General features: G+C 70.3%; 22 protein-coding genes. 15 read left to right on the top strand and 7 right to left on the bottom strand.

Going from position 1 to position 23,175, the window contains the following annotated elements:
* Positions 1-17 precede the first annotated feature (17 nt).
* Positions 18-407 (top strand): VOC family protein, encoded by a 390-nt coding sequence (locus D7X32_RS07510; RefSeq protein ID WP_120601823.1) that lies wholly within the window; start codon positions 18-20, stop codon positions 405-407.
* Between the two features lie 60 nt (positions 408-467).
* Positions 468-2,084, top strand: a complete 1,617-nt coding sequence (locus D7X32_RS07505) for a GspE/PulE/PilB domain-containing protein (RefSeq protein ID WP_120601822.1) — start codon at positions 468-470, stop codon at positions 2,082-2,084.
* A gap of 19 nt (positions 2,085-2,103) precedes the next feature.
* On the opposite strand, the gene D7X32_RS07500 is transcribed toward D7X32_RS07505, so the two are convergent.
* The 5 genes from D7X32_RS07500 to D7X32_RS07480 form a co-directional block, all read right to left on the bottom strand.
* Complete coding sequence (locus D7X32_RS07500) at positions 2,104-3,063, bottom strand: alpha/beta fold hydrolase (protein WP_120601821.1); 960 nt, start codon at positions 3,061-3,063, stop codon at positions 2,104-2,106.
* Between the two features lie 131 nt (positions 3,064-3,194).
* Positions 3,195-4,115, bottom strand: coding sequence for a serine protease (locus tag D7X32_RS07495; protein WP_120601820.1), 921 nt, complete (start codon positions 4,113-4,115; stop codon positions 3,195-3,197).
* A gap of 198 nt (positions 4,116-4,313) precedes the next feature.
* The gene (locus D7X32_RS07490) at positions 4,314-5,576 is read right to left on the bottom strand and encodes a FecR family protein (protein WP_147450068.1); all 1,263 of its coding nucleotides are present in this window, start codon (positions 5,574-5,576) and stop codon (positions 4,314-4,316) included.
* A complete protein-coding gene (locus D7X32_RS07485) occupies positions 5,573-7,525 on the bottom strand; it encodes a serine/threonine protein kinase (RefSeq protein ID WP_120601818.1) in 1,953 nt (650 codons plus the stop codon). Before D7X32_RS07485 ends, D7X32_RS07490 begins: the two co-directional genes overlap by 4 nt.
* Before the next feature lie 58 nt (positions 7,526-7,583).
* Entirely contained in the window at positions 7,584-7,979 is a 396-nt protein-coding gene (locus tag D7X32_RS07480) for a PEGA domain-containing protein (RefSeq protein ID WP_120601817.1), read from the bottom strand.
* A gap of 350 nt (positions 7,980-8,329) precedes the next feature.
* On the opposite strand from D7X32_RS07480, the gene D7X32_RS07475 reads away from it, so the two are divergent.
* From D7X32_RS07475 to D7X32_RS07425, 11 genes are all read left to right on the top strand, one after another.
* Positions 8,330-9,331, top strand: a complete 1,002-nt coding sequence (locus D7X32_RS07475) for an isopenicillin N synthase family oxygenase (RefSeq protein ID WP_147450067.1) — start codon at positions 8,330-8,332, stop codon at positions 9,329-9,331.
* A complete protein-coding gene (locus D7X32_RS07470; RefSeq protein WP_120601815.1) occupies positions 9,324-10,055 on the top strand; it encodes a PIG-L deacetylase family protein in 732 nt (243 codons plus the stop codon). Before D7X32_RS07475 ends, D7X32_RS07470 begins: the two co-directional genes overlap by 8 nt.
* Positions 10,056-10,096: 41 nt before the next feature.
* A complete protein-coding gene (locus D7X32_RS45365) occupies positions 10,097-11,980 on the top strand; it encodes a glycosyltransferase (protein ID WP_158625626.1) in 1,884 nt (627 codons plus the stop codon).
* A 37-nt stretch (positions 11,981-12,017) separates the two neighbouring features.
* Positions 12,018-13,121: a class I SAM-dependent methyltransferase gene (locus D7X32_RS07460; RefSeq protein ID WP_120601814.1), complete on the top strand. Its 1,104-nt coding sequence runs from the start codon at positions 12,018-12,020 to the stop codon at positions 13,119-13,121.
* Positions 13,122-13,375: 254 nt separating this feature from the next.
* Positions 13,376-13,972, top strand: a complete 597-nt coding sequence (locus D7X32_RS07455) for a thioredoxin domain-containing protein (RefSeq protein WP_120601813.1) — start codon at positions 13,376-13,378, stop codon at positions 13,970-13,972.
* Positions 13,972-15,471 carry a methyl-accepting chemotaxis protein gene (locus D7X32_RS07450; protein WP_120601812.1) on the top strand — a complete coding sequence of 500 codons (1,500 nt, stop codon included), beginning with the start codon at positions 13,972-13,974 and terminating at the stop codon, positions 15,469-15,471. Before D7X32_RS07455 ends, D7X32_RS07450 begins: the two co-directional genes overlap by 1 nt.
* A gap of 42 nt (positions 15,472-15,513) precedes the next feature.
* Positions 15,514-16,725, top strand: a complete 1,212-nt coding sequence (locus D7X32_RS07445) for a proprotein convertase P-domain-containing protein (protein ID WP_120601853.1) — start codon at positions 15,514-15,516, stop codon at positions 16,723-16,725.
* Positions 16,726-16,911: 186 nt separating this feature from the next.
* The gene (locus tag D7X32_RS07440) at positions 16,912-18,603 is read left to right on the top strand and encodes a phospholipase D-like domain-containing protein (RefSeq protein ID WP_120601811.1); all 1,692 of its coding nucleotides are present in this window, start codon (positions 16,912-16,914) and stop codon (positions 18,601-18,603) included.
* Between the two features lie 3 nt (positions 18,604-18,606).
* The gene (locus D7X32_RS07435) at positions 18,607-19,182 is read left to right on the top strand and encodes a hypothetical protein (protein ID WP_120601810.1); all 576 of its coding nucleotides are present in this window, start codon (positions 18,607-18,609) and stop codon (positions 19,180-19,182) included.
* Positions 19,179-19,781 (top strand): fimbrial protein, encoded by a 603-nt coding sequence (locus D7X32_RS07430; protein ID WP_120601809.1) that lies wholly within the window; start codon positions 19,179-19,181, stop codon positions 19,779-19,781. The genes D7X32_RS07435 and D7X32_RS07430 overlap by 4 nt, the downstream gene beginning before the upstream one ends.
* A gap of 49 nt (positions 19,782-19,830) precedes the next feature.
* Complete coding sequence (locus tag D7X32_RS07425; protein ID WP_147450066.1) at positions 19,831-20,334, top strand: hypothetical protein; 504 nt, start codon at positions 19,831-19,833, stop codon at positions 20,332-20,334.
* 100 nt (positions 20,335-20,434) lie between these two features.
* Here the strand turns inward: D7X32_RS07425 and D7X32_RS07420 are convergent, their stop codons facing one another.
* Positions 20,435-20,794, bottom strand: coding sequence for a hypothetical protein (locus D7X32_RS07420; protein ID WP_120601807.1), 360 nt, complete (start codon positions 20,792-20,794; stop codon positions 20,435-20,437).
* 345 nt (positions 20,795-21,139) lie between these two features.
* On the opposite strand from D7X32_RS07420, the gene D7X32_RS07415 reads away from it, so the two are divergent.
* Both D7X32_RS07415 and D7X32_RS07410 read left to right on the top strand, forming a co-directional pair.
* On the top strand, positions 21,140-21,655 hold the full coding sequence (locus tag D7X32_RS07415) for an OmpA family protein (protein ID WP_120601806.1): 516 nt from the start codon (positions 21,140-21,142) through the stop codon (positions 21,653-21,655).
* Positions 21,656-21,754: 99 nt separating this feature from the next.
* On the top strand, positions 21,755-22,492 hold the full coding sequence (locus D7X32_RS07410; RefSeq protein WP_120601805.1) for a class I SAM-dependent methyltransferase: 738 nt from the start codon (positions 21,755-21,757) through the stop codon (positions 22,490-22,492).
* 562 nt (positions 22,493-23,054) lie between these two features.
* On the opposite strand, the gene D7X32_RS07405 is transcribed toward D7X32_RS07410, so the two are convergent.
* A partial coding sequence (locus tag D7X32_RS07405) for a transposase domain-containing protein (RefSeq protein ID WP_147450065.1) occupies positions 23,055-23,175 on the bottom strand: 121 nt, incomplete at its 5' end.

The raw sequence follows: 23,175 nt of genomic DNA, 5'->3' as shown, positions 1-23,175 counted from the left end.
ACCCTAGCATCAACCCCATGAAGGACGTTCAGGGCTTCCACCACGTGGCCATTCAAGCGAAGGACGTGGAGCGCGTAACAGCGTTCTATCGCGACCTGCTGGGCTTTCCGGAACTGAAGCGCCACCTGCGGGAGGACGGCACCCTGAGGAGCGTCTGGGTAGGCGTCCCCGGGGGCGCCTTCCTGGCCATCGAGGCGGTGGACGGGATGCCGGAGGTGGTGCCGTTCCGCCATCCGGCGCCGGGGCTGCTGATGTTGGTGTTCCGGATTGCCCGCGAGGCGCGAGGTGGGGTGGTGGAGACCTTGGCCCGCGCGGGGGTACCGCTGGAGCACGAGACGCGCTGGACGCTCTACGTGCGGGACCCGGAGGGCAACCGGGTGGGGCTGAGCCACCATCCAGACGACTAGGGAGGCGTGCCCGGCCGGGTGCTTGCGGAGGGTGACGGGGCATGGCTACAAGCGGGCCCCATGCGCCTGGGTGAACTGCTCGTGAAGGACGGCCTGGTGTCGGCGGCGGCGCTGGAGGAGGCGCTGGAGTCGCAGGTCGTCCACGGCGGCCGGCTGGGGACCAACCTGGTGGAGCTGGGGCTCTTGTCCGAGCAGGACCTGGCGAAGACGCTGGGCCGGCTGCACAACTGCGCCTACGCGTCAGGTGAGATGGTGCCCGACCCGAAGGCCGTGGCGCTGGTGAACCCGAACGAGGCGGACGACAAGGAGTTCCTGCCGATGCGGTCGGACGCGACGCGGCTGAGCGTCGCGGTGGTGAACCCGCATGATTTCCCGACGTTGGACGCCATCGCGTTCAAGACGGGCAAGCGCGTGGTGCCGGTGGTCATCCCTGAGTTCCGGATGAACCAGCTGCTCCGGCGGCATGCGAAGGCGTTCCGGCAGCTGCGGGCCATCGACATGAACGCGGTCCGGCCCAGGCCCCCGAAGGGCGCGGCGGCGGAGCTGGCGAAGGCGGCGGAGCGGCCGCCGGACCTGATGAGCGAGGAGGAGTTCCAGTCCGTCTACGCGCAGGCGCTTCGCGGCGGTTCGGAAGCGGAAGCGGACGTGCTGGAAGGGGAGATCATCATCACGGGCGAGGAGGTGCTGGAGGCGCCCGTGGCCGCGCCGCCCCAGGGCCGGCCCGCGATGCCAGCGGCTGTTCCGGCGCAGCGCGCGCCCGTGCCGCCCGCGGCCCAGAAGCCCATGGCTCCGCGAGTGGACATCCCCGCGCACATGGCGCCCCCCGTGCCGGTGCAGGGAGTGCCCGCGCAGGCGGCGGCCCGTGCCGCGAGTCCCGCGGGGCAGGGCGCGGCGACGCAGGGAGTGCCCGCGCAAGTCGCGGCGCAAGCCGGTGCGCACGGAGTCTCCGCCCAGGTCGCGGCTCAAGGCGTGCCCGCGCATCTCGCGGCGCAGGCCGGAGCGCAGGGAGTGCCTGCTCATCTCGCGGGTCAGACGGGAGCGCAGGGAGTGCCCGCCCAGGTCGCGGCGCAGGCCGGAGCGCAGGGTGTGTCCACGCAAGTCGCGGCCCAGGCCGGCGTGACGGGAGCGATTCCCCCGGGGACCGCCGCGAGCCCGCCCGTGGCCGCGAAGCCGGCGGCACCGCCTCCGACGCCGCTCACGTTCCCGGAGGCCCAGGCGGAACTGGCGCGCAGCTCGGACCGCGAGGACGTGGCCCGCACGGTGCTCCGCTTCGCGATGGGCAAGTGGCGCCGCTGCCTGCTGCTGTCCGTGCAGGGCAACCTCGTCACCGGCTGGCACGGCATGGGGCAGGGCGTGAGCGACGAAGGGGTCCGCCGCATCGGCGTGCCGCTGCGCGACCAGAGCACCTTCCGCCTGGTGCGCGACCTGCGCTCCCACTACGTCGGTCCGGTGAAGCGCGACGCGGCGATGGGCATGTTCTACCGGCTGCTCGGCGGCGGCTTCCCCACGACGGCGGTCATCCTGCCGCTGCTCGTGCGCGGCAAGGTGGTCCACCTGCTCTACGTGGACAATGGACCGGAGCAGTTCACGCCGCCGGACGTGGGCGAACTGCTCATCCTTTCGCAGGGCGTGGGCCGTTCGTACGAAGCGATGATGCGGCGGCGCAAGAGCGCGTAGCGCCAGCCCTCGCGAATGCTCACCCGTTCCCGGTGGGCCGTTCCGAGGCGAGCGCCAGCACGGGCAGCGCATCGGGGCGGTCCCACAGGACGAAGTGGCTGCACCCGTCCAGCTCCACCACGTCCAGCCCGGGCTTCGCGCGCCAGGCACTCTCCCGCATGGACGCGGACTCCAGCACCCGGTCCTTCCCCGGGACGAGCACCGTGCCGCGCCGCACGTTGCCGAACAGGGACGCGTCGCGCGTCTGGCTCCAGGCCTCGATGTCCCGCAGGTTGGCCATCATCGTCGCCACCCGCTTCGGGTTGAACGGGAAGGCCATGATGAGCTCTCGCTTGCGAGCATTCTCCAGCGGCCCCCAGGCGCCCCGGTTGTGCCGGGCGATGGGCGCGAGCCGCCACAACGGGATGAGGAACGGCAGCAACCAGAGCTGCGAAGGCGTCAGGCTCCGGTAGGGGCGGGCCTGCGGGAGCACGGGCGCCTCCAGCACCACCTCCACGCGCTCGAAGAGGTCCGGCCGCAGCTTCGCGGCCTCCAGGACCACGGCGCCTCCGCGCGAATGCCCATGGACGCGCACGACGTCCGTCCGGGGCAGGTGCTCCAGGGCCTGCACCAGCACGGCGGCATCGTGGGCAATGGTGCCCTCGGGTTCGGCCGGCACCTTCGCCCAGGCGGCCGGTTCCTCGCGGGGACCGGTGATGGGCAGGTGGTAGTCGCAGCTCGTCAGCAGGATGAGCTGGAGGCCGGGCTCGCGGTAGTGGTGCGTGAAGTAGCGCATGTCGGCCACGAAGCCGTGCATGACGATGACCGTGGCGCGCGGCTGCTCGCAGCGCCGTTCGGCGATGACGGCCTTGCCCACCCGGTAGACATGTCCGTCAAAGGGTTCGCTCGCGCTGGGGGCGCCCACCCGGTTCATCAACCACCAGCGCGCGGCCAGCACGAGGACGGCGGCGCCAGCAAGGACTCCAAGAGCCACGGACATGCGTTCACCCAGGGCGGGAAGGGCACCGGAGCCTCGCGGCGGACGGGCCCGTTACACGGCGGCCATCATACGGGCCGCGTCAGCCTCCTGCTGGCTCAAGGCACAGCGGTGTCCATCAAATGCTGGCAGCCCTACCGGACGGCGCTGAGGCTCCGGATCTGCGTGTTGATCCACGGGATGTAGTTGGAGACCCGCGTGTAGATGCCGGGCAGCCCTGCCCGCGCACAGCCCACCCCGAAGCTCACGATGCCCTGGAGCACGTAGCCTTGGGGGCCTTGGACGACGAGCGGCCCGCCGCTGTCGCCCTGGCATGCGTCCTTGCCCCCCTTCGCATACCCAGCCCCGAACATGGCATTTTCGTTGATGCTGATTCCTTGGGTCGCGTAGCTATTGGCGACGTCCTGATGTCTGAGGACGGGGACTCCCACCTGCAGCAAGAGGCTGGACGTGTCGTAGCCACCCTCCCGGGTCAGGCCCCAGCCCGCGACCGTCGCCATCGTGTTTGCAGCGATGCGCTCCCCGGAGGCTGGGAGGCAGACAGGGACGCGCGTGTTGCCGCCCGCGAGCTGAGGGGCCAGGTTGGGGCGCATGCCCGAGGACTGGCCGCAAGCCCTGGCGACGGTCGTGTCGAACTTGATGGGCTTTTCGAGCTTGAGGACGGCGATGTCGTTCAGCGTCGTGTCCGGATTGTACTGGGGGTGGTAGACGGCCCTCGTCACCCGGACTGTCACTTGCGTGGACGTGGGGTGGTACAGGTCATGCGCCCCCGCGGACGCCGTGGTGAATACGAGACCGTCATAGACGCAATGGGCCGCGGTGAGGACGATGTCGCTCTCCTCCTTGTCACTCACGCGCACCAGGCTGCCCCCGCAGAAATGGCTGCCGTCCTGCTGGAGGCTGACAATCCAGGGGATGGAGTTCGGCCGGGCCTCGATGCCTCCCACGATCTCCTGGTCCGTGTGACCCACTGTATCGAAGGGGGCCTGCTCGGCCTCCGAACCACCGCACCCGAGAAGACCGACCGCGACGACGACTCCGCTCATGAAGCGCATGCATCCTCCTGGTTCAAGTGCGGCGTGAGACAGCAATCGACATGCCGCGTTCATGCGCCCCGGCTGTCTGGACGAGACGCGCACCTGGACGTGCGACGGCACGTCGTCTTCGTCGCCGTGTGACATGTCAGCGGAGGTGCATGACGCGTCAGCCGTCCGTGAAAGCGCGTCGAGCGTGTGGCGGGACGACGCCGGCCCTCAGCGCTCCACGGGGAGGGACGGGTCGCGTGCGGGGGGCCCGGGCGTTCCGGGCACCACCAGCCTCCGGGCTTTCTGGAACAGCGGGACAGGCGGGTCCTCCGCCACGTACACGCCCCAGTAGTACTCGCCGGGGGCCAGGCCGGGCAGCACCACCTGTTGCGGACTGCCCTCGCGCACCAGCACCGGGTGTTGCAGGTCCCGGTCGCGCGCGACGACCAGCCGGTAGCGCGGCTCTCCGCCAATGGACTGCCACGCGAAGACCAGGTCCTCGGCGGCCAGGTCGCTCGGGGCCTCGTAGCCATCCCGTGGGGTGACGAGCAGCCCACGAGGCCGCTGGCGCTCCACGAAGATGCGGCGGGCGAAGCCGGACTCCCCCGGCCCTCCTGCCTCATCCACCGCGGACACACGCCAGACGAACGTGCCGGGCTCCGGCGGGAGGAACGTGAACCCCGGGCCCTCCACCTGCGTGTCCACGATGCGCCGGGTGAAGCCCAGGTCGCGCGCCACCTGCACCTGGTAGCGCCGCGCGCCGTCCAGCGGCTTCCAGCTCAGCGGGATGCGCAGCTCCGGGCTCCACGCGATGCGCGCGTCCACGCCCGGCGAGAGGCTGGTGGGGAAGGGCGGGCCATCGTGTTCGGAGTCCTCCAGGCCGCGTGCGACGTCCAGCCAGTTGCCGGCCTCGAGCGTCCGGCGGTGCGCGCCCTCGGACAGCAACAGCCGTCCACGGGAGACGCTGAGGTGCATGCCGCGCGCGGTGCGGGTGACGCGGAACTCCGTGGGGCCGGCATGGGCTCCCACCGTGAGCGCCACCTGCCGCCCGTTGTCGCCGCGAAGCACGAGCGGGCCGTCCGGCAGCGCGTCCTCGGGCAGCAGGCCCCGGGCGGTTCCCGACTCCAGCGCCACCACCGAACCGCCTCCCTCCGGAAGCACGGGACGCTCCACCATCACCACGGTGCGCTCCTCCAGTTCGATGCGGCCGCCCCCCCGGAGCTCGATGCGCGTGGAGGCGTCCGGGCCGGTGCGCACCCAGTCACCGGACCGGAAGGTGGCGCCCGCTTCGAACGGCTCCCAGTACGCATTCGCGGTGCGCATCGTGCCGACAGGCCCGCGCGCGACGGCGCAGGTGGCCACGATGGCGGACAGCTCCCGCTCCACGGACTCCGGCGCGCCCTCTTCCTCCGAGGTCCGTGCACAGCCCGCCGCGGTCATCAGGAGCACGACCCACCCCCGGGTGCCCCAACGCGGAAGGGTCATGCTCATCGCACCCTCCAACCCGAAGGGGCCTTGCGAAGCTCCTCCTCCAGGAACCGGAGCCGGAGGCGGGGAGCGCTCCGCTCCGGTTCCGCCTCCAGCGCGGCGCGCAGGTGCGCCATCGCCTCCGTCACGTCCCCTCGCTGCGTGGCCTCCGCCGCCAGCTGCTCGAACGCATCCGCCAACGCCGCCAGCCGTGTGCGCACGCGCGGATCCTCGGGCCGCAGCGTCCGTGCGGCCTGCAACTGCGCCAGCGCCGTGTCCTCGCCCGCGCCCGACAGCTTCGCCACCGCGATGAGCCGGTCCGCGCGGGACAGATGCCCGGCCAGCGCCGCCTCCCTGGAATGCAGCGGCCACATCAACGCCGCGCCCGTCGCGCAGAGGACGGTGAGCGTCAGCGCGCCCCATCGCAGCGCCCTCCCGTGCCGCGCGACCGCCAGCTTCACGGCCGCCGGAATGCGCTGCTCCACGGCGCCGCGCCACCGGCGGACTCCCGGGAACGCATGCGGCCGGTCCTTGCCCCGCGCGACCCCCATCAGCGCTTCCGTCTCATGCCGCGCGCGGTCCAGCGATTCGCCGAACAGCTCGTGCATCGTCTGCACCAGGTCGAACGGAGGCAGCGTGCTCCTCACGCGCTCCAGCGCCTGCCGCAGCACCTTCGCGCTCGGCGCCCGGGCGGACGGCTCTGGAGCGGTGGCCCACCGCACCAGCTGCTCCAGCTCCGGTGGCACCTGGGGATTGAAGAGGGACGGCTTCAGCACCCAGGGCCGCCCCTCCATGCCGCTGGCGACCTCCGAGGCACGGTGCAGCGTGAGCAGCTCGTAGAGCACCAGCCCCAGGCCGTGGACGTCCCACGCGGGCTCCGGGCGCCCTCCCGCGGCCTGCTCCGGCGCCATGTACGCGCGCTTGCCCACCACCAGCAGATCATTCCCGCTGGCGATGCTGGCGGACGCCACCCCCATGTCCACCAGCTTCACCTCGCCGTGCAGGCCCACGAGCAGGTTGCCCGGGCTCACATCGCGGTGCACCAGGTGCAGCGGACGTCCGTCCAGGTCGCGCTGCCCATGCAGGTACTCCAGCGCCTTGCACAGCTCGATGGCCAGCGTCACCGCGAGCGCCACCGGCGGCGGCTTGCCGCGCTGCCGCAGCGCCTGCAACAGGTCCGCGCCGTTGCGTCCGTGCACGTACTCCATGGCCATGAAGGGCCGGCCCGCCGCGCTGCCCACGTCGAACACCTGGATGACGTTGGGGTGCTGCAACGTGGCGCTCAGCCGCGCCTCCGTGAGGAACAGCTCCGACAGGCGCGGGTGCCGCGCGTACTCCTGGAACACCAGCTTGAGCGCCACCAGCTTGTCCACGCCCTCCGCCATCGTGCGCCGCGCGAGCAGCACCTCCGCCATGCCGCCAGCGCCCAGCCGCTGGAGCAGCTGGTACGGCCCGAACGCGTCGAACGGCCGCAGCCCTCCCTGCCACGCCTCCGGGTCGCGCGCGTGCAGCAGCTCCAGGTGCGAATAGTCATTCAGCGCGGACACGCCGCTGACCGTGGAGCGGGGCCGGATGCCCACCGGCGTCGGCTCCTCGCGCCACGTGTCCTCGCTCCCCCCGGGAACGCTGTCGGGCGCGCTCACGGGAGCTGCCGCCACCGGTGCGTGCGCGGGCGGTTCGCGAGGGCTCAGGGGCAGCGGAAGGCTGTCCGCGTCCAGCGCGACGAACTTGACGAAGTAGCCGCGCACCCAGCCGGACACGCCGTGCTCCATCACCCGCACGCGGCCGGAGACGGCGGGCCCGTCCCCCTGGAAGGCCACCCGCAGGGGGAACTCCGTCCCGATGGGCTGCGGCGTGTCCTCGGGAACGAACAGGCCGTGCTCCGTCAGGCTCTTCCACAGCCGCGCGCGGGACTCCGGCGCATCCGCGAACGGCAACCGGAACAGCCGGCCCTTCCTCTTTGGCAGCTTCACGCCGGTCCTCCCCCTCACGAAAATGACGGTGCGCTTCGCGTCACGGACCGCGTCTTCGTCACTGCGAAGCGGTCAACGTCACCTGGATGGGCTCGGGCCGGTCGCCCACCATCACCTCGGCCCGCCACGTGGAGTGGCCCTCCAGCCGGACGCTCACCTGGTGGACACCGGGCGCCAGCGGCAGCAGCGCGCCCAGGTGGCGCGCGAGCCCCATCGCGCGGCCATCCACGAAGACGCGCGCGCGGTCCGGCATCACGTCCAGGCGCAGCCCCGTCGTCGTCACGCGCTCCACCCGCACCGCGGCGCGGCTGGCCACGGCGGGCATCGGGGGACGGATGGCCTCCACCCGCAGGAGCGCCAGGGCATCCACCTCCCGTGAGACGGGGGCGCGCGCACAGGCGAAGGTACCAGCCATCAGGGCGGCGATGAGCAGACGGCTCGTATGCGGAGGCATGACAGGGATTGGAGCGCGAGCGCGGGGGCCTCCGTCAAGGCACCGGCCCCCACGTCGCAATCGCTGTTCCCACCCGTACAAACAGGAGAAAACAGCGCTCCCGGAGGTGCTTTCCGGACCCACCTGCCCAGGTCGTTCTCCAGAGTGAAAAGGGGATGTTCCCGGGTGGACGGATGGCGTCCGTCCGTGTCTCGCGTCCACCCCGCGCGCGAGCGACGGCGCGTGCGTGCCAGGCGACCTGGGAGGTGGATGGATTTGAGAGGAATTGGACCCGGGTACGGGTCCGGGTGGATCCACGCATGTCAGACGCCACCCGTAGCCTGCGACACGTTCCAGCCTGAATCCCACCCATGACGACCCGACATCCCATGCCCGCCACCGCGCCCCGGACACCGTCGCCGTCCCTGCCGCCCAGACCCTTCACCTCCGCGCGGGATGGCCTCGTGCGCAGACAGCCCCAGCGCTTCACGGCCATCCGGCCGCTCAAGCTGGAGGACTACGTGTCCGGGACGCCGCGCCAGCGGGAGTCCTTCGCGCGGCGGCTCATCACGCACCTGTCGGAGCGGGGCTTCTTCTACCTGGAGCGTCCCACGGCCTTCCTGGAGCGCCACGCCCTGGCGGGTCTGTTCGAGCGCTACGAGGCGACCTTCCAGCACGCCCTCCTGGCGCATCCGTACCTGCACGCGCTCCTGCCCGCGGCCACGGTGTTCGAGACGGGCTACAACGCCACCTGGTACCCGCAGTCGCCGGTGGTGAGGCAACCCATCGAGGCGTTCATGGCCAAGCCCGCGACCTGGACGGGCTTCCGCCGCCGCGTCGTGCCGGAGCCGGTGCGGGAGCTCCTGGAGGCCTCGGAGGACGCGTACGACGCCTGCCACGCCGTGGGCATCGCGCTGCTGGAGGCGCTGGAGCTGGGCTACGGCCTGCGCGCCGGGGGGCTCACGCGGCTGTTCCGCCGCCGCACGGAAGGGGCGGTGCGGTTCGTGAAGTACCACGCGCCCAGCACGGCGCGGCGCCGGCGGGAGGTGGTGGCGCACGCGTCGGAGCCGCACTCGGACAAGAGCTTCTTCACCTTCAACCTGGGGGAGTCCCGGCCGGGGCTGGTGTGGCTGGACGGGAACACGCCGCGCCTCATGCCCAACGACGCGGGGCACTGGCTCATCACCTCCGGCCGGTTCTCGGAAGGGCTGACGCGGGAGCTGGACGCGCCGGTGCGGGCGTTCCGGCACACGGTGCACAACGACGGGGAGCGCGTGGTCATCCTCGGGTTCGTGACGCCCGAGGGCGACCTGCACGACCTGCCGCTGGACGCGTGGCCCGCGCCCGCGCTCGCGGGAGGCGCCCGTGGCTGAGCGCGCTCGCGGTCGCAGGGACGAGGGGCCGGAGCACGTCTTCTTCTCTCCGCATCCGGACGACGTGGCGCTGGGCGCGTACGCGAGCCTGCTCGGCGTGCCCCGGGGCATCGTGCCCACGCTCGTCACGGTCTTCTCGCAGAGCTGCTGGGAGTTCGTGCTGCCGGTGGACCCCTCGCGAGCGATGGCGGTGACGTCGCTGCGGATGGGCGAGGACCGGAGGTTCGCCCGGGCGCATGGCGCGGACCTGGTGCACCTGGGCTTCCGCGACACCAGCCTGCGCGCGCCGCCCGGGGGCCCCGCGGAGCCGGAGGAGGCCCGGGAGGCGCTGGCCGCGCGCGTGCGGCTGGCGCTGGGCGAGGTGCTGGCGAGCGTGTCCGAGGACGCCCTCTGCTACGTGCCGCTGGGCATCTCCAGCCACGTGGACCACCTGCTGGTGCGCGACGCGGTGCGGGCCCTGCGCGGCGAGCGGGGCGTCGTCTACTACGAGGACCTGCCGTACTCCGCGCACCACCCGGAGGATGAGATCGTCGACTACGCGTGGGCGCTCGGACTGTCGCCCCGGTGTCTGGACATGACGGCGCTGTGGTCCGCGAAGCTGCGCGGACTGTCCTTCTACGCCAGCCAGCTGGAGCCCCAGACGTTGCCCGCGGTGGAGGCGCACGCGCGGCGGCTGGGCGCGGGCCGGGGGTTGTGCGAGCGCGTGTGGACGGTGGCGCCATGAGCGCGAGGGAGCCCCATTGGCTCGGGACGCAGGAGGGGGACTTGCTGGTGCACCTCTCCTATGAAGCCACGCGCACGGTGGGCGGCATGGGCGTGGTGCTGGAACACCTGCTGTCCGCGCCCGAGTACCGGCAGGCCTTCCCGCGCACGCTGCTGGTGAGCCCCACGGTGCGGCCGTGCGGCCTGGGGAGCTACGCGCCGGAGGAGTCCCTGGCGCGCGACCTGGAGGCGCACGGCGAGGTGTTCTACAGCGGTCTGCGCCAGGACAACCCGGAGCGGTGGACGCGCGTCTTCCGGCCCGTGGAGGAGAAGCACGACGTGTCGTTCGTCTACGGGCGGCGCGACGCTCCGGGCGGTCCGGTGGAGGTGCTGCTCGTGGACCTCACGGACGTGCTCCGGGGCTACCGGGTGCGGCTGGGCACGTTGCCGAAGTTCCTCGCGCGGCTGCACACGTTGCTCGGGGTGGACCTCCCGTTCGACTGCCGGGGCCGGCGTCCGGCGGCGTGGCGGGGGCTCTCACGCGTGTGGCGCAAGCGCTTCGGGACGCGGCTGGGTGCGGCGCCCTGGGTCAACGGGCTGTTCCGGAAGGCGGTACGGCACGGCCTCATGGACGCGCCCGCGCTGGACCACGACGCGATGCTGTCCATCGTGCTCGCGGAGCCCGTCTTCGACGCGCTGGAGCGCCTGCGTCCGAAGGATGAGGGGGCGGGGACGGTCATCCTGGCGCAGGAGCACCTGTCGCTGCCGCTCGCGTACAAGGCGCTGCTCGACGGGCGCGGCTGGTGCCGCACCGTGTACTACGCGGGCGAGGTGCGCACGCCCCGGGTGCTCGTGGAGTACGGCGAGGCAGGGCAGGGCGCGTCCGACGCGCGCTTCTACAACATCCAGCGCCTGGGGCTGGAGCAGGGGCGGACGCTGGACGAGGTGTATCCCGTCGGCAGCTGGCCCAACTTCCAGATCCTGCGCAACGGCCACCTGTGCGACCGCGTGGGCGCGGTGAGCGCCTCCGTGGCGGACGAGCTGCGGTTCCTCGACAAGCGCTATGCGCTCCACCCGGTGACGGTGGTGCCGCACGGGCACCGGCCCATCGACACGGGCTGGGACGCGAAGGAGGCCGCGCGGACGCGGGTGCTGGCCCATGCGCGCAGGCAGTGGGGGAAGGACTTCCGCCTGCTGCTCACGCACATCGCACGGGACGAGGTCTGCAAGGGGCTCTGGCGCGACGTGGACGTGTGCGAACACCTGGCGGCGTCGCTGCCACCGGAGCACAAGCCCGCGCTGCTGGTGATGGTGACGGAGTGGAACGAGGCGGAGCCGTCCGGCAACCTGCGCGCCCTGAAGGCGCGGGTGGACGCGTTCAACGCGAAGGACACGGGCCTGCACATCGCGCTGGTGAACCAGCCCACGTGGCCCGCGGGCCTGGACTTCACGCGGGACGACCTGCACCGCGCCACGGACGTGTCCCTGGGACAGTCGCTGTATGAGTCCTATGGCCTGGCGCAGCTGGAGGCCCTGGGCTGCGGCGCCATCTGCGTCATCTCCGGCGTGAGCGGCGCCAGGCGTGCCCTGCGAGCGGTGTGCGAAAGGCAGGGCCTGTCGGAGTCCGCGCATCCGAACCTCGTGGTGTCGGACGCCGTGGCGGACGCCAGGGCCGCGGGCCTGGCGCACACGGTGGAGGCCTGGAAGGCGCTGCCACCGGCCGTGCTGCGGGAGCAGGAGGTGCGCACCGCGGCGCGCGTGGCGGAAGAGGTGGTGCGCCGCCTGCCGCGTGATGCGCACGAAGGGCGCCTCCTGCTGGCGACGGGCTGGGCGCTGTCGGAGCGGTTGAGCTGGGAGCCGCTCATCCGCGAGCAGTTGCTGCCGCTGCTCCGCTTCCCGAAGCAGGAAGCGCAGTCCGTGTCCGACTGGAGCGCGGCCCATGGCTGAGCCCCTGGCGGAATCCCTTTCAGAGCGGAGTGCATCCATGGCTGAGAACACGCAGGCCCCGGCGCTCATCGTCGTGGCCCATCCGGAGGACGTGGTCCGCCTGTTCAGCACGGTGGCACCGGGCGCGGACGTCGCGGTGGTGACGGAGGACGGGAGCGCGGGCCGGGAGCTGGAGACCGTGGGCCGGGCGCTGGGCGCGCGGAGCACGCACCTGCTGCTGTCCCCGTCGGAGGTGGGGCCCTGGTGCCGCGATCAGCGCGCCCGGGGCGACGTCCGCGTCTTCACGCACAGCCCGCAGGAGGACGCGCCGCTGCACCGCGAGGTGGCGCTCCTCGTCAGCCGCGTCTTCGACCGGCTGTGGGTGCCCGCCACGGGTGCCAGGCCCACGGCCTGGACGGTGCTGGACGACGCGGCCTTCCAGCGCAAGCTGGGCCTGCTCAACACGCTCTACCGGGAACGTCCGGACGGAGCCTCTTCGGGCGCCTGCACGGACCCGGTGCGCGACGGGCCCGGCATCGAAGCCTTCGCGGAGGTGCGCGCCGGGGACGTGGTGCGCGCCCTGTCCCTCACCAAGCCGGAGATCTTCGCCGAGCTCGCGGACCCCTGGGGCTTCGCCCATTCCACCTACGAGGTCGAGCGCTTCGCCCTCACCGCGAAGGTGCTCGGCGCGCTGCGCCACGCCGTGCCGCCCCGGCGCGTGGTGGACGTGGGCGCCTGCGAGGGAATGATGACCGAGCACCTGCTGACGCTCTTCCCCGACGCGAACGTCCAGGCCGTGGAGTCCGAGCCCCGCTTCGTCACGCGCCTGCGCGAGCGGCTGGGGGGGCTTCCGCGCGTGCGCATCGTGGAGGCCAGCGCGGAGGACGTGGCGCTGGAGGCGGACCTGGTGCTGCTCGCGGAGGTGCTCTACTACCTGTCCGAGGACGCTGGCAGCGACCTCCTGGACCGGCTGCGCGCGTCCCACCTGCTCACGTCCTACGGCGGCGGCTTCGGCGCCCAGGTGCACGCCGCGCTCGCCGGACGCGGCTGGAAGTGCGTCCAGTCCGCGACACTCCCGGGCCGCATCGAACCCGTGGACGGCGCCGGAAGCCCGCTGCTCGTGCGCCGTGCAGGCACCGAAATCCGGCTCTGGGAACGGTGATAACAAGAATTCAGGGACGGAAGCCCGGGCTCGCCGGATAGGAGGGCAGCCTCTCTCCCGGAAGAGGCTGCCCTCTGGTTTTGAAGCTCTTTCCTGTTTAAGGATTGTATAGGCTTGCCCGCTTGAATACGCGTTGCCAATGACACGGGAAATCATCAGCATGACCGTGCATGGCCGCCCCGGTTGTCTCGCATGGCCCCGTGGATGCCCCGGCCCGGGCATCCCTTGAGGAGGGTCTGAAACACAGTGCGCGCTTGCGCGGGGCCCTGCCGTGGCTGGTGGCCGGGTGGCTCGTGGCGAGCGTGCTGGGGCTGGGGCTCGTGTGGTCACACGCGAGCGCCGCGGGGCTCGCGGCCACGCCTCCTTCCCGGTTGCCGGAGCGGTTCACGCGGGCGCCGGGCGCATGGACGCTGCTCGTCTTCCTCCATCCCCAGTGCCCGTGTTCCCGCGCGACGCTCGCGGAGCTGGCGAAGCTCCTGGACCGCGAAGGCGCGAGGCTCGCCACGCGCGTGTTCGTCTGGGCGCCGCGTCAGGCCCCGCCGGGCTTCGAGCGCTCGGAGCTGTGGACGCGCGCCGTGGCCCTGCCCGGGGTGGAGGTGGTGGCGGACGTGGACGGCGCGGTGGCGCGCGAGCTGGGCGCGCGCACCTCGGGCCAGGTGGTCCTCTACTCGCCGGAAGGCGTGGAGCGCTTCAGCGGGGGCATCACCTCCGCGCGGGGCCACGAAGGCGACAGCGCGGGTGGCGGCGCCATTCGCGACCTCCTTCGCGCGGAGGACTCCAGCACCGCCACCGCGCCTGTTTTCGGCTGTGCCCTCCAGACGCCCTCCACGTCCTCCGGTGAGACTCCGTGATGAGAATCCAGCTGTCTGAAGCAGCCGTATCCGCGCGCGCGCGCCAGCTGTTCGAGGCTCAGTGTCTGTCATTGGGCCGGCGGACGGACCGGACCTTCGTGGTCCTGATGGTGTTGCAGTGGCTGGGGGGCATCGTGGCGGCGGTGTACCTGTCGCCACGCGCCTGGGAGGGACTGGAGAGCTCGGTCCACTCCCACGTGGCCGCCGCGGTGGGGTTGGGGCTCTTGCTGGGCGGCCTGCCGGTGGTGCTCGCCCTCACGCGGCCCGGGCGTGAGTCCACGCGGCACGTCATCGCGGTGGGGCAGGCGCTGATGTCCGGGCTGCTCATCCACTTGATGGGCGGGCGCATCGAGACGCACTTCCACATCTTCGGCTCGCTGGCGCTGCTCTCCATCTACCGGGACTGGAAGGTGCTGCTCACCTTCAGCGGCGTGGTGGCGGCGGACCACTTCCTGCGCGGCGCGCTCTGGCCGGAGTCCATCTTCGGCATGCACGCCCGGGAGTCCTGGCGGTGGGTGGAGCACACGGCATGGGTGGCGTTCGAGGACATCTTCCTCATCACCTCCTGCGTGCAGGGCCAGCGCGACCTCCGGGCGGCGGCACAGCGCGAGGCGCAGCTGGAGCTGTCCCGGAGCGCGGTGGAGGAGCAGGTCGTCCGGCCGCTGATGGGCTCCGCGGGCGCGCTGCGCGACTCGGTGCGGACGCTGTCCGAATCCACGAGCGAGCAGCGCCACGAGCTCTCCCGGCAGGCCCGGGCGCTGGATGAGACGCGGGTGACGGCGGAGGAGATCCGCCAGACGTCGCAGGTGGCGTCCGCGCAGGCCACGCGGGTGCTGGGGGCCACGCAGGAGGCCGGGGACGTGGGCGCGGCGGTGGAGGAGGCCATCGGCCGGAGCGTGGAGGGGCTGGCGGACCTGCGCGCGCAGACGGCGGACATCTCCGAGCGCATCCAGGGGCTGGCGGCCTACACGGAGCGGATCGCCGGCATCACCCGGACGGTGCAGGACCTGGCGGACCAGTCCAACGTGCTCGCCATCAACGCGGCCATCGAGGCGGCGAGGGCAGGGGACGTGGGCCGGGGCTTCGCGGTGGTGGCGCGCGAGATTCGCGGCCTCGCGTCCCAGTCCGTGACGGCCACGCAGCAGGTGCGCGCGGTGCTGGATGACACGCGCTCGCGCATCCAGGGGGTCGTGGATCTCACCCGCCAGGGCGGCGAGCGCATGGGCCGGGGCATCGAGACCATCCGCGCCTCCGGCGAACGGCTGGGCATGCTGTCCGGCCTGGTGAAGGGCAACGCGGACGCCGTCCGCCAGATTTCGGCGTCGGTGAGCCAGCAGTCCGCGGGCGTGTCTCAGATCTTCACCGCCGTGTCGGACCTGACGGCGCTGATGCAGGCCTCCATGGCCCGCGTGGAGGCCACCCACGCGGCGGCGGAAAGCCTCCAGCAGGTCACCGACCAGGTCCACGGGGTCATCGCGCTGTATCAAGACAGGACCTGAACGGTCACCGACACGCGGCCCGGCATGGAGTACATGGAGGCCATGAACTCCAGACTCCGTCGTTTTCTGTCGTTTTCCTCGGTTCCCCTCCTCCTGAGCTGCGGCGCTGCCGCGGTGTCGGACACGCCGGCCGCCGCGCTGGCCGTGCAGACGCAGGAGCTGGCCACGGGCACGCCCGCGGGCATCGGGGTGGTGCTGTTCCTCAATGAGTACTCCCTGAACTTCAACGTGCTGGACACGCAGGTGCCGCTCAACTCGCAGGCGGCGCAGAGCATCATCAACTACCGCTACGGGCCGGACGGCATCGCGCACACGGCGGATGACCGGCGCTTCGTCTCCATCGAGCAGGTGGACGACCTCATGTACGTGGGGCCCGCGGCGCTGACGGCGCTGGAGACGTACGCCCGGGGCACGGGCCGCGTGGAGCTGCCGGTGGACGGCTGGGTGGGCACGTTCCAGGGCGTGTCGTTCAACGTCGCGGAGGCGCGCCGGGTGCTGGCGGTGGTGAACACGCAGTCGCTGACGGCGCTGCAGTCCACGTACAACGTGCCCGCGGTGGCGGCGAACGCGATGGTGGCGGCGCGGCCCTTCTACGACATCCTGAAGCTGGGCCGGCTGCCGGCCGTGGACGCGACGGCGCTGCAGAACCTGAAGACGGCCACCCAGCTGGGCGAGCAGGGCGATCCGTGCACGGGCGCGGGGACGTGCGGGACGAATCTCCACTGCGAGGGCAAACCGTACGACGCCTCCAGCCTCTACGGCCGCTGTGTGACGACGTTGAGCATTCCTGGGGACGGCGCCTCGTGTTCGCGCTTCGTGCCGTGTGAGGACGGGCTGGCGTGCCACGGCCTGGATTCGGGCGCGACGGAGGGCTGGTGCCGGCCGGCGTGGATGTCGGGCGAGTTCACCGCGTACGCGGACCTGACGCTCCAGGGGAACACGACGCCGCAGACGGTGACGCAGCCTGTGGTGGGCCTGGCGACGGTGCCGGAGGACATCACGGTGGAGCTGGACCTGGCGCACAACAACCCGTCCAGGCTGGTGCTGACGCTGGAGGATCCGGGCGGTGAGACGGCGCTCTTGTGGGACGGCCCCAACGAGGGCACGCCGCCCAAGCGCATCCCGGTGACGCGCGGCATCCCGCGCGATGGGACCATCAACGGCCTGTGGAAGCTGCACGTCGTCAACCCGTCGGGTGTGGGCAACGGCAAGCTGCGCGAGTGGAAGCTGAAGCTGACCAGCCGCTGGGACTGAGGTTCGATGATTCGAGGCCCGCGAGGCTTGTCCTCGCGGGCCTTCGCAGGGACATGGAGCGCAGGGTAGGGCGTTGCAGCGGGTAAAACAGGCTGCGCTATCACTGGGGGCCCTCCAACCGGGAGCGCTGGAGTTTCTGACCTGTCGGGTCGTCGCAAACCGGAGGTGCTCTTATAGTGTCCGCCCATGAGCAAGCGGACGAGTGACAACAACAGCGCGACGTTCATCATGGATGGCGAAGACTTCTTCGCCGCTTTCGTTGCTTGTCTCGACGAGGTGCGGGAGAGCGTCCCCCTCGCGGACGAGCCGTCCTCGAAGCCGAAGGGCCCGTCAAAGCCGGCCGCGCCCGCGAACACCTACGTCCGGCTGGCCTACTGGGCCATGGAGCACCACCTCCCGCTCAAACAGGACGACCAGGGCTTCACGCTGGAGGCGGCCTTGAAGGGGCTGGCGGACCGGGGCATCCACGTGGAGATCATCCTGTGGGACCCGGACGCCGTGTCGGCGAACGCGGGCGGTGATGAGAACTTCGCGAAGAAGGTGGCCCGCGGGAACGCGGCGGTGGCGAAGGCCCTTCACGGCTACAACGACAAGATCCTCGTCTTCCTGGAGAGCCACCCCACGGTCGGCGGTGTGGGGTACGGCCTGCACCAGAAGATGTCCCTCTTCTCCATTGGCGGGCAGCTCAAGGCCCTGGTGGGCGGCTTCAACATGGAGCTGGAGTACTGGGACCGGGCCTATCACCTGGGGCAGCACCCCCTCACGGGGCACGGACATACCCTCCACGATACGGCGGTGCTGGTGGAAGGGCCGGTGACGTGTGACATCGAGGAGGAGTGGTTGCGCCGGTGGGACCGGCAGGTCTCCTTGAAGTCGCTGCAGTTCTGGTCGAAGGAACAACCTGCGTACAAGGTCCGGGGGGCCGTCCGGGGACTCGTCCACGATCAACCCTCGCTGGGAGGGCTGACGATCTCCGTGCTGACGACGGGCGTCTTCGCCACGAAGACCGAATACAGCATCCGGGATGAAATCAAGACGCTCCTCCAGGGCGCCAACTCGTATGTCTATGCGGAGAACTACCAGTTCTTCGAGCCGGAGATCATCACGGAGATCTGCCGGAAGCTGAAGACGCAGAAGCAGTTCCAGGTCTGCGTGGTGATTCCGGATCCCATCTGCGACCCGACCCAGGCGAATACGCAGTTGTCACGCATCGCGTACACGCGGATGTTGCTGGCGAGCTTCAAGGAGAAGGGCGGCGTCAAGGGCAAGCTCGACGAGTCCCTGCGCGCCTTGCGGCTGCGGGACGTCACGGACCCGGTGAACAATGAACAGGGTGTGTATTACAAGGTCCTCGACGCGAAGAAGCCGAAGGGCTGGATGGAAGGCGCGAAGCTCCAGATGACGCCTCCGGAGGTCAAGGGGGCGAAGACCGTCAGCGAGCCAGTGAAGGTGGCGCTGGAGCTGATTGACGGCGTGGACCTGAAGGATGACGCGAAGCCCCGCGTCCAGTTCTACTGCCCGGTGCGATTCCCGTCGCACAGCGACGACTACGCGCAAAGCACGAAGATCTACGTGCACTCGAAGCTGATGCTCATCGACTCGCGCCACGTCATCGTGGGCAGCGCGAACTTCGGTCACCGCAGCATGCATTACGACGGTGAGATGAGCCTTCACATCAACAGCGACTCATTCGCCGTCGAGGTGAAGCAGAAGCTCTTCCCGCACTACAACGTGCACTCCATGAAGGAAGTGCCGGAGGCCCTTCGGGACGATGCCCGGAGCGTGCACGACCAGGTGCGGCTCATCCCCCGCAGTCCCGGAGAGCTCCGGGCGGCGAAGGACAAGTTGCCCTACCCGCTGGACTACAGCTGGTTCTGAGCCATGCACATCCATCCCATCGCAGGCGTGGTCTGGTACGCCATCGGGCGCTTCTACGAAGCGCTCGACGGCAAGGTGCAGGACGTGGGCTACTTCGCGCTCCTGGGAGACGTGGAGGGGCCGCTCTTCAACGGTCCGCCGGGTGAGGCCAGCGCCTTCTTCACCTTCCGCGCCGAGCCCTTCACGCCCCAGCATCTGACCAACGGGGACCTCACGGTGTCGCTGGACCCGGTAGGCCGCTTCACCCTGTATTTCAACCCGGAGCCTTGCGGAGACTTCTCCGCGCCGGAGAGTTTTTCGGTGGGCCAGCCCATCGCGACGCTCCAGCGCCTCTCCACGGTCGTCGGAACCGCGGTGGGCCCGCTCTCCAGCAACCTCTTCTCCGCGGTGCTGTGCTCCAGTGAGGATTTCCACTTCCGGGGCCGGACGTGGAACCTGGGGCGCATCCTGCCCGGGGGCATCACCCAACTGGGGACCGGGAGCACCGCCGCGCTTCAGCCGCCGCCCACTGGCTACCGGAGCGTCACGGCCTTCGTCGGCTCGGCGATGGCGCTGGGGGGCGAGGTGCGCGCGCCATGAGCCGCCGTCCGGGTGGGGAAGGGCGCTCCCTCAGGACGTGGCTCTTCATCGTCCTCGGCGTGCTGGCCTGTTCGTGCCTGGGCGTGGTGGCGGTCAACACGGTCCGCAACTTCGTGCGGTTCGGCCAGCGCGCCCGCGCGGCGGAGTGCAAGTCGAACCTGAGGACCTGGTACGCGCTCCAGCAGCGCCACTTCCAGGACACGCGAGCCTACGAGCCGGTCTTCGCGAAGGTGGGCTTTGCGCCCGAGCGGGACAATCGCTACGCATACTTCGCGGGCACGGGTCCGATGGAGGCTCGCGACGTTGAGCGCGGCGAGGTCCCTGACGGAGCGGTGTCCATCGGTGTGGACACCTACCGGTTCACCCAGTTGGGCCCCATTGGCGTGGAGGCGCTTCCGATGCCGGTGAAGGCACTGCCTGGCGTCTCCGGCCAATGCCCCGCCTGCGACATCACCCTGGTGTGCGCGGGGAACACCGACAACGACGAGACCCTGGATGTCTGGATCCTCTCCACCGGCCCCCTGGACCTCCAGGACGCGGACGGAGAGCGCTTCGAGCCCGGTGTCCCCGTGCAGCTCGTGGACGACACGAAGGACTGAGCCCGTGCGCTGGCTGGCCCGCGGACAAGGGTGCTATCGCGTGAGCCCCATGCGAACCCTGCTCACGCTGTCTGCCTGCTCCGCGCTGCTGCTGTGCGCGTGTGCCGGTGGCCCACCGCAAAGGAACTCCATGAACCCGAACGCTCCATCTCTCCGGCAAGGCGAGGCGCTGACACGACCTGACGCGGGCAGCAATGAGCCCTCACCGGTCGATCCATCCCTCCGGCGAGGCGAGGCGCTGGTGCGCCATGGCGCGGGCGGCGCTGAGCTCTTGCCAGTCGTTCCGTCTCCCGCTGTCCAGGACCTCGGCGCCCAAGCGGGTTTCGGCCGGGCCTGGACGTCGGGTTCGGTCCGGGCGTCGGTCTACCTGTTCAACAACTACAAGGAAGCGAGTGCGGCGGAGGCCTGGCTGAAGACACACGTGCCCGAAGGCCTGCGGGGTGACGGGACGGTCAATGGCGACCTGCTCGTATGGGTGACCGCCGACGCGAAGGATGAGGCCGCCAGGGCCATCATCGAGAATCTGATCGGCTCCTTCGCGGGCGAGGAGTGAACCCTGCTGGAGCGCGACCGCGGTCGACGTATGAGAATTGACGCAAGAAGAAGCGGGGCGACTGAAAGCCGCCCCGCTCGTTCCGCCCGTCAGCTTCCGGTTAGCAGAGCCCGGCCCAGCGGACGTAGCCGTAGGCGAGGCAGTTGTAGGGCGCGCTGCAGACCCACTGGCCCCGGACCCAGTACTCCCCATTCGATACGAACGCCGCGCTGTCCGTGTCGAAGTAGTTGCCGTAGTGCAGGGTGATGATCTTGAAGTTGGACGTGGACGGCCCGTCGTAGATGCCGAGGTCGCTCCAGCAGACCATGCGGACAGTCTGCTGCCGCACACCGGGCTGCTCCTCGGACGTCGCGGGCGATTGCAGCTCCTCCGGTGTCTCCTGGGGCGGGCCGCCACATCCCGTCCCGAACAACGTGACACCGCCAACGACACACATGAGCGTGCGCAGGTTCTTCATCATCGATTTTCTCCAGGTGAATGATGGCGCCGCGCGTCGTCCCCCGGGTGTGTGCTCAAGAGACACAGGCCGACGTTTCAGTCAGGGGCCTGCGCGGCGCGGGACGTATACAGCAGGAGTTGCGCAGCCGCCAAACCGGTGCGGTGGCGTGCTTCACGTCGCGCTGCGACATGTCTCATTGGAATGGGCACCGTCTTGCCGCACGAGCACCCCTGCCCGCTGCCACTGTCAGTGCACCGACGGGGCAGGCATCCCGTGCTCCCACGCGTTGGTGCTGGACGCGACGGGCGGCTCTGGGCAGCCTTCGGCTCCGGCTCCCTTCCCCTGGAGCCCAAGGAGTCCCAACCTATGAAGCTCAAGGCGCTCTGCATCGCCGTATCGCTGCTGGCCGTTCCGGGCGTGGCCACCGCGCAAATCTCCATGGATTCGCTCAAGAAGGCCGCGGGCGATGCCAGCAAGTCCACCGTCGAGAAGCGCGTCAACACGAAGCTGACGGACGAGGGCCGCAAGAACCAGTGCAGCTTCAAGACGGGCACCGCCGAGCTGGCCCCCGGCTGCGACGCGAAGCTCAAGAAGCTCACCAACGCCCTCGTCGACGCCAAGAAGCAGCTCGTCGCAGCCGGCGTGAGTGGCTACAAGTTCGAGGTCTCCGGCCACACCGACTCGACGGGTGACGCCGCGAAGAACAAGACGCTCAGCGAGCAGCGCGCGGAGGCCATCGTCAAGGAGCTGGTCACGCGCGGCATCCCCCGCGGGGAGATCACCGCCGTGGGCTACGGCTCCGAGCGCCCGCTGGTGAAGCCGGACAACACCGAGGCGAAGAAGGCGAAGAACCGCCGCTACGAGCTCCAGGTCCGCCTGTAATCGGCGGTCGGCCCTCCCGGCAGCCCGCACTCCGCGTGACTGCCTCTGATAGGTTCCGTGGAGAACCTGTCAGTCCGTGTCTGGAAGGGTCGTGCGAAAGTGTCGGCGCAATACGATCAGATTGGCGTGAAGGTGGCGGACTGGGATGTCTTGCCAGTCCGCTCGGAGTACCTCGAAGGCCATACCTTCTTCAAAGCGCTCGGCTCCGTGCAGGGACAATCCGTCCTGGACCTGGCCTGTGGCGACGGGCTGTACACGCGGCAATTCCAGGCGCGGGGCGCGAACCGGGTGGCCGGCGTGGACATTTCGGAGGAGATGATTCGCGTCGCCCGGGAGGCCGAAGCGGCTCAGTCACGGGGCATCGAGTACCACGTGGCGGACGTGGCAGACATGGCGCCACTGGGTGTCTTTGATTGCGTGACGGCCATCTATCTCTTGCACTACGCGCACTCGCCCGAACACCTGCTGCGCATGTGCCGGAGCATCCACGCCCACCTGAAGCCCGGGGGCCGCTTCGTCACGTACACGTTCAATCCCGGGTTCAGCGGCAAGGGGCCCAACAGCACCCGCTATGGCATCACGATGTTGGACTTCCCGGAGTCGCCCCGGGAAGGGCAGGCCATCTCCGCGGAGCTGCACACGAAGACGCCCTTCACCATCCACTTCTCCCACTGGAGCCAGGACACGTACGAGCACGCGCTGCGCGAGGCGGGCTTCAAGCACCTCGCCTGGATGCGCCCCGAATGCTCCCCGGAGGGCATCGCCCGGTACGGTCGTGAGTTCTGGCAGGACTACCTCGACAACCCGCACGCGGTCGCACTGCGCTGCGAGCGGTGAGGCCACTCTGCCCGCCGGGTTCGTGAGGGTGGAGGCGGCGGGATTCGAACCCGCACCGGGCGGTGCGAAACTCCCAGCAGGATCGCGCCCTTACCTCGCTGCCGCTCGGAGCGACCCGGATTCGATATCCCGCCTCGTGCCCTGTCGTCCCGCCGTGTTCCACACCATGCCGCAGCTTCATGCGACATACGTGCAACATGGCGGGACTGGAGTGGAGCCTCCGCGCAGGCAGCGTGGCTAGTTCGTGCTGATCTCGTCCTGGGACACCTGGAGGCCACGGGGGCTCCGCATGCCCAGCTCAACCATCACCTCGCGGGATCGCTTCGCCATCTCGTGCAGCTCCGACACCGCGTCCGCGTGATTCCGCCCCCCTTCTCCGAGGGAGATGGTCGACAGAAATCATCCGGTCAAAGGATTAGTCGTGATCCTCGCAGGCTGTTGGAAAGTATCCGTCCGGCGAGCGACGTGACCGAGCCTATTGCAGAGGGACGGGGACCGTGCTCGGCGGTGGTCGCGAGCCTGTGAGAGAGCGGGCTGACGGGGCGGACCTGAGCAGGGGGGCTCAGGACGAATCGGCGGCGCGAAGGCGCTTCCACTCGTGCGGCAGCAGCTCTCCGATGCGGGCGTTCGGGTGCGTCTGGACGCGCAGCAGCACGTCGGCCAGGTACTCCTCGGGATTGACG

Source organism: Corallococcus carmarthensis (genome assembly GCF_003611695.1).
In the GTDB taxonomy this organism is placed as follows: domain Bacteria; phylum Myxococcota; class Myxococcia; order Myxococcales; family Myxococcaceae; genus Corallococcus; species Corallococcus carmarthensis.
Note: the sequence above shows the minus strand (reverse complement) of the source record. Positions and strands in the feature narration are given on the sequence as shown.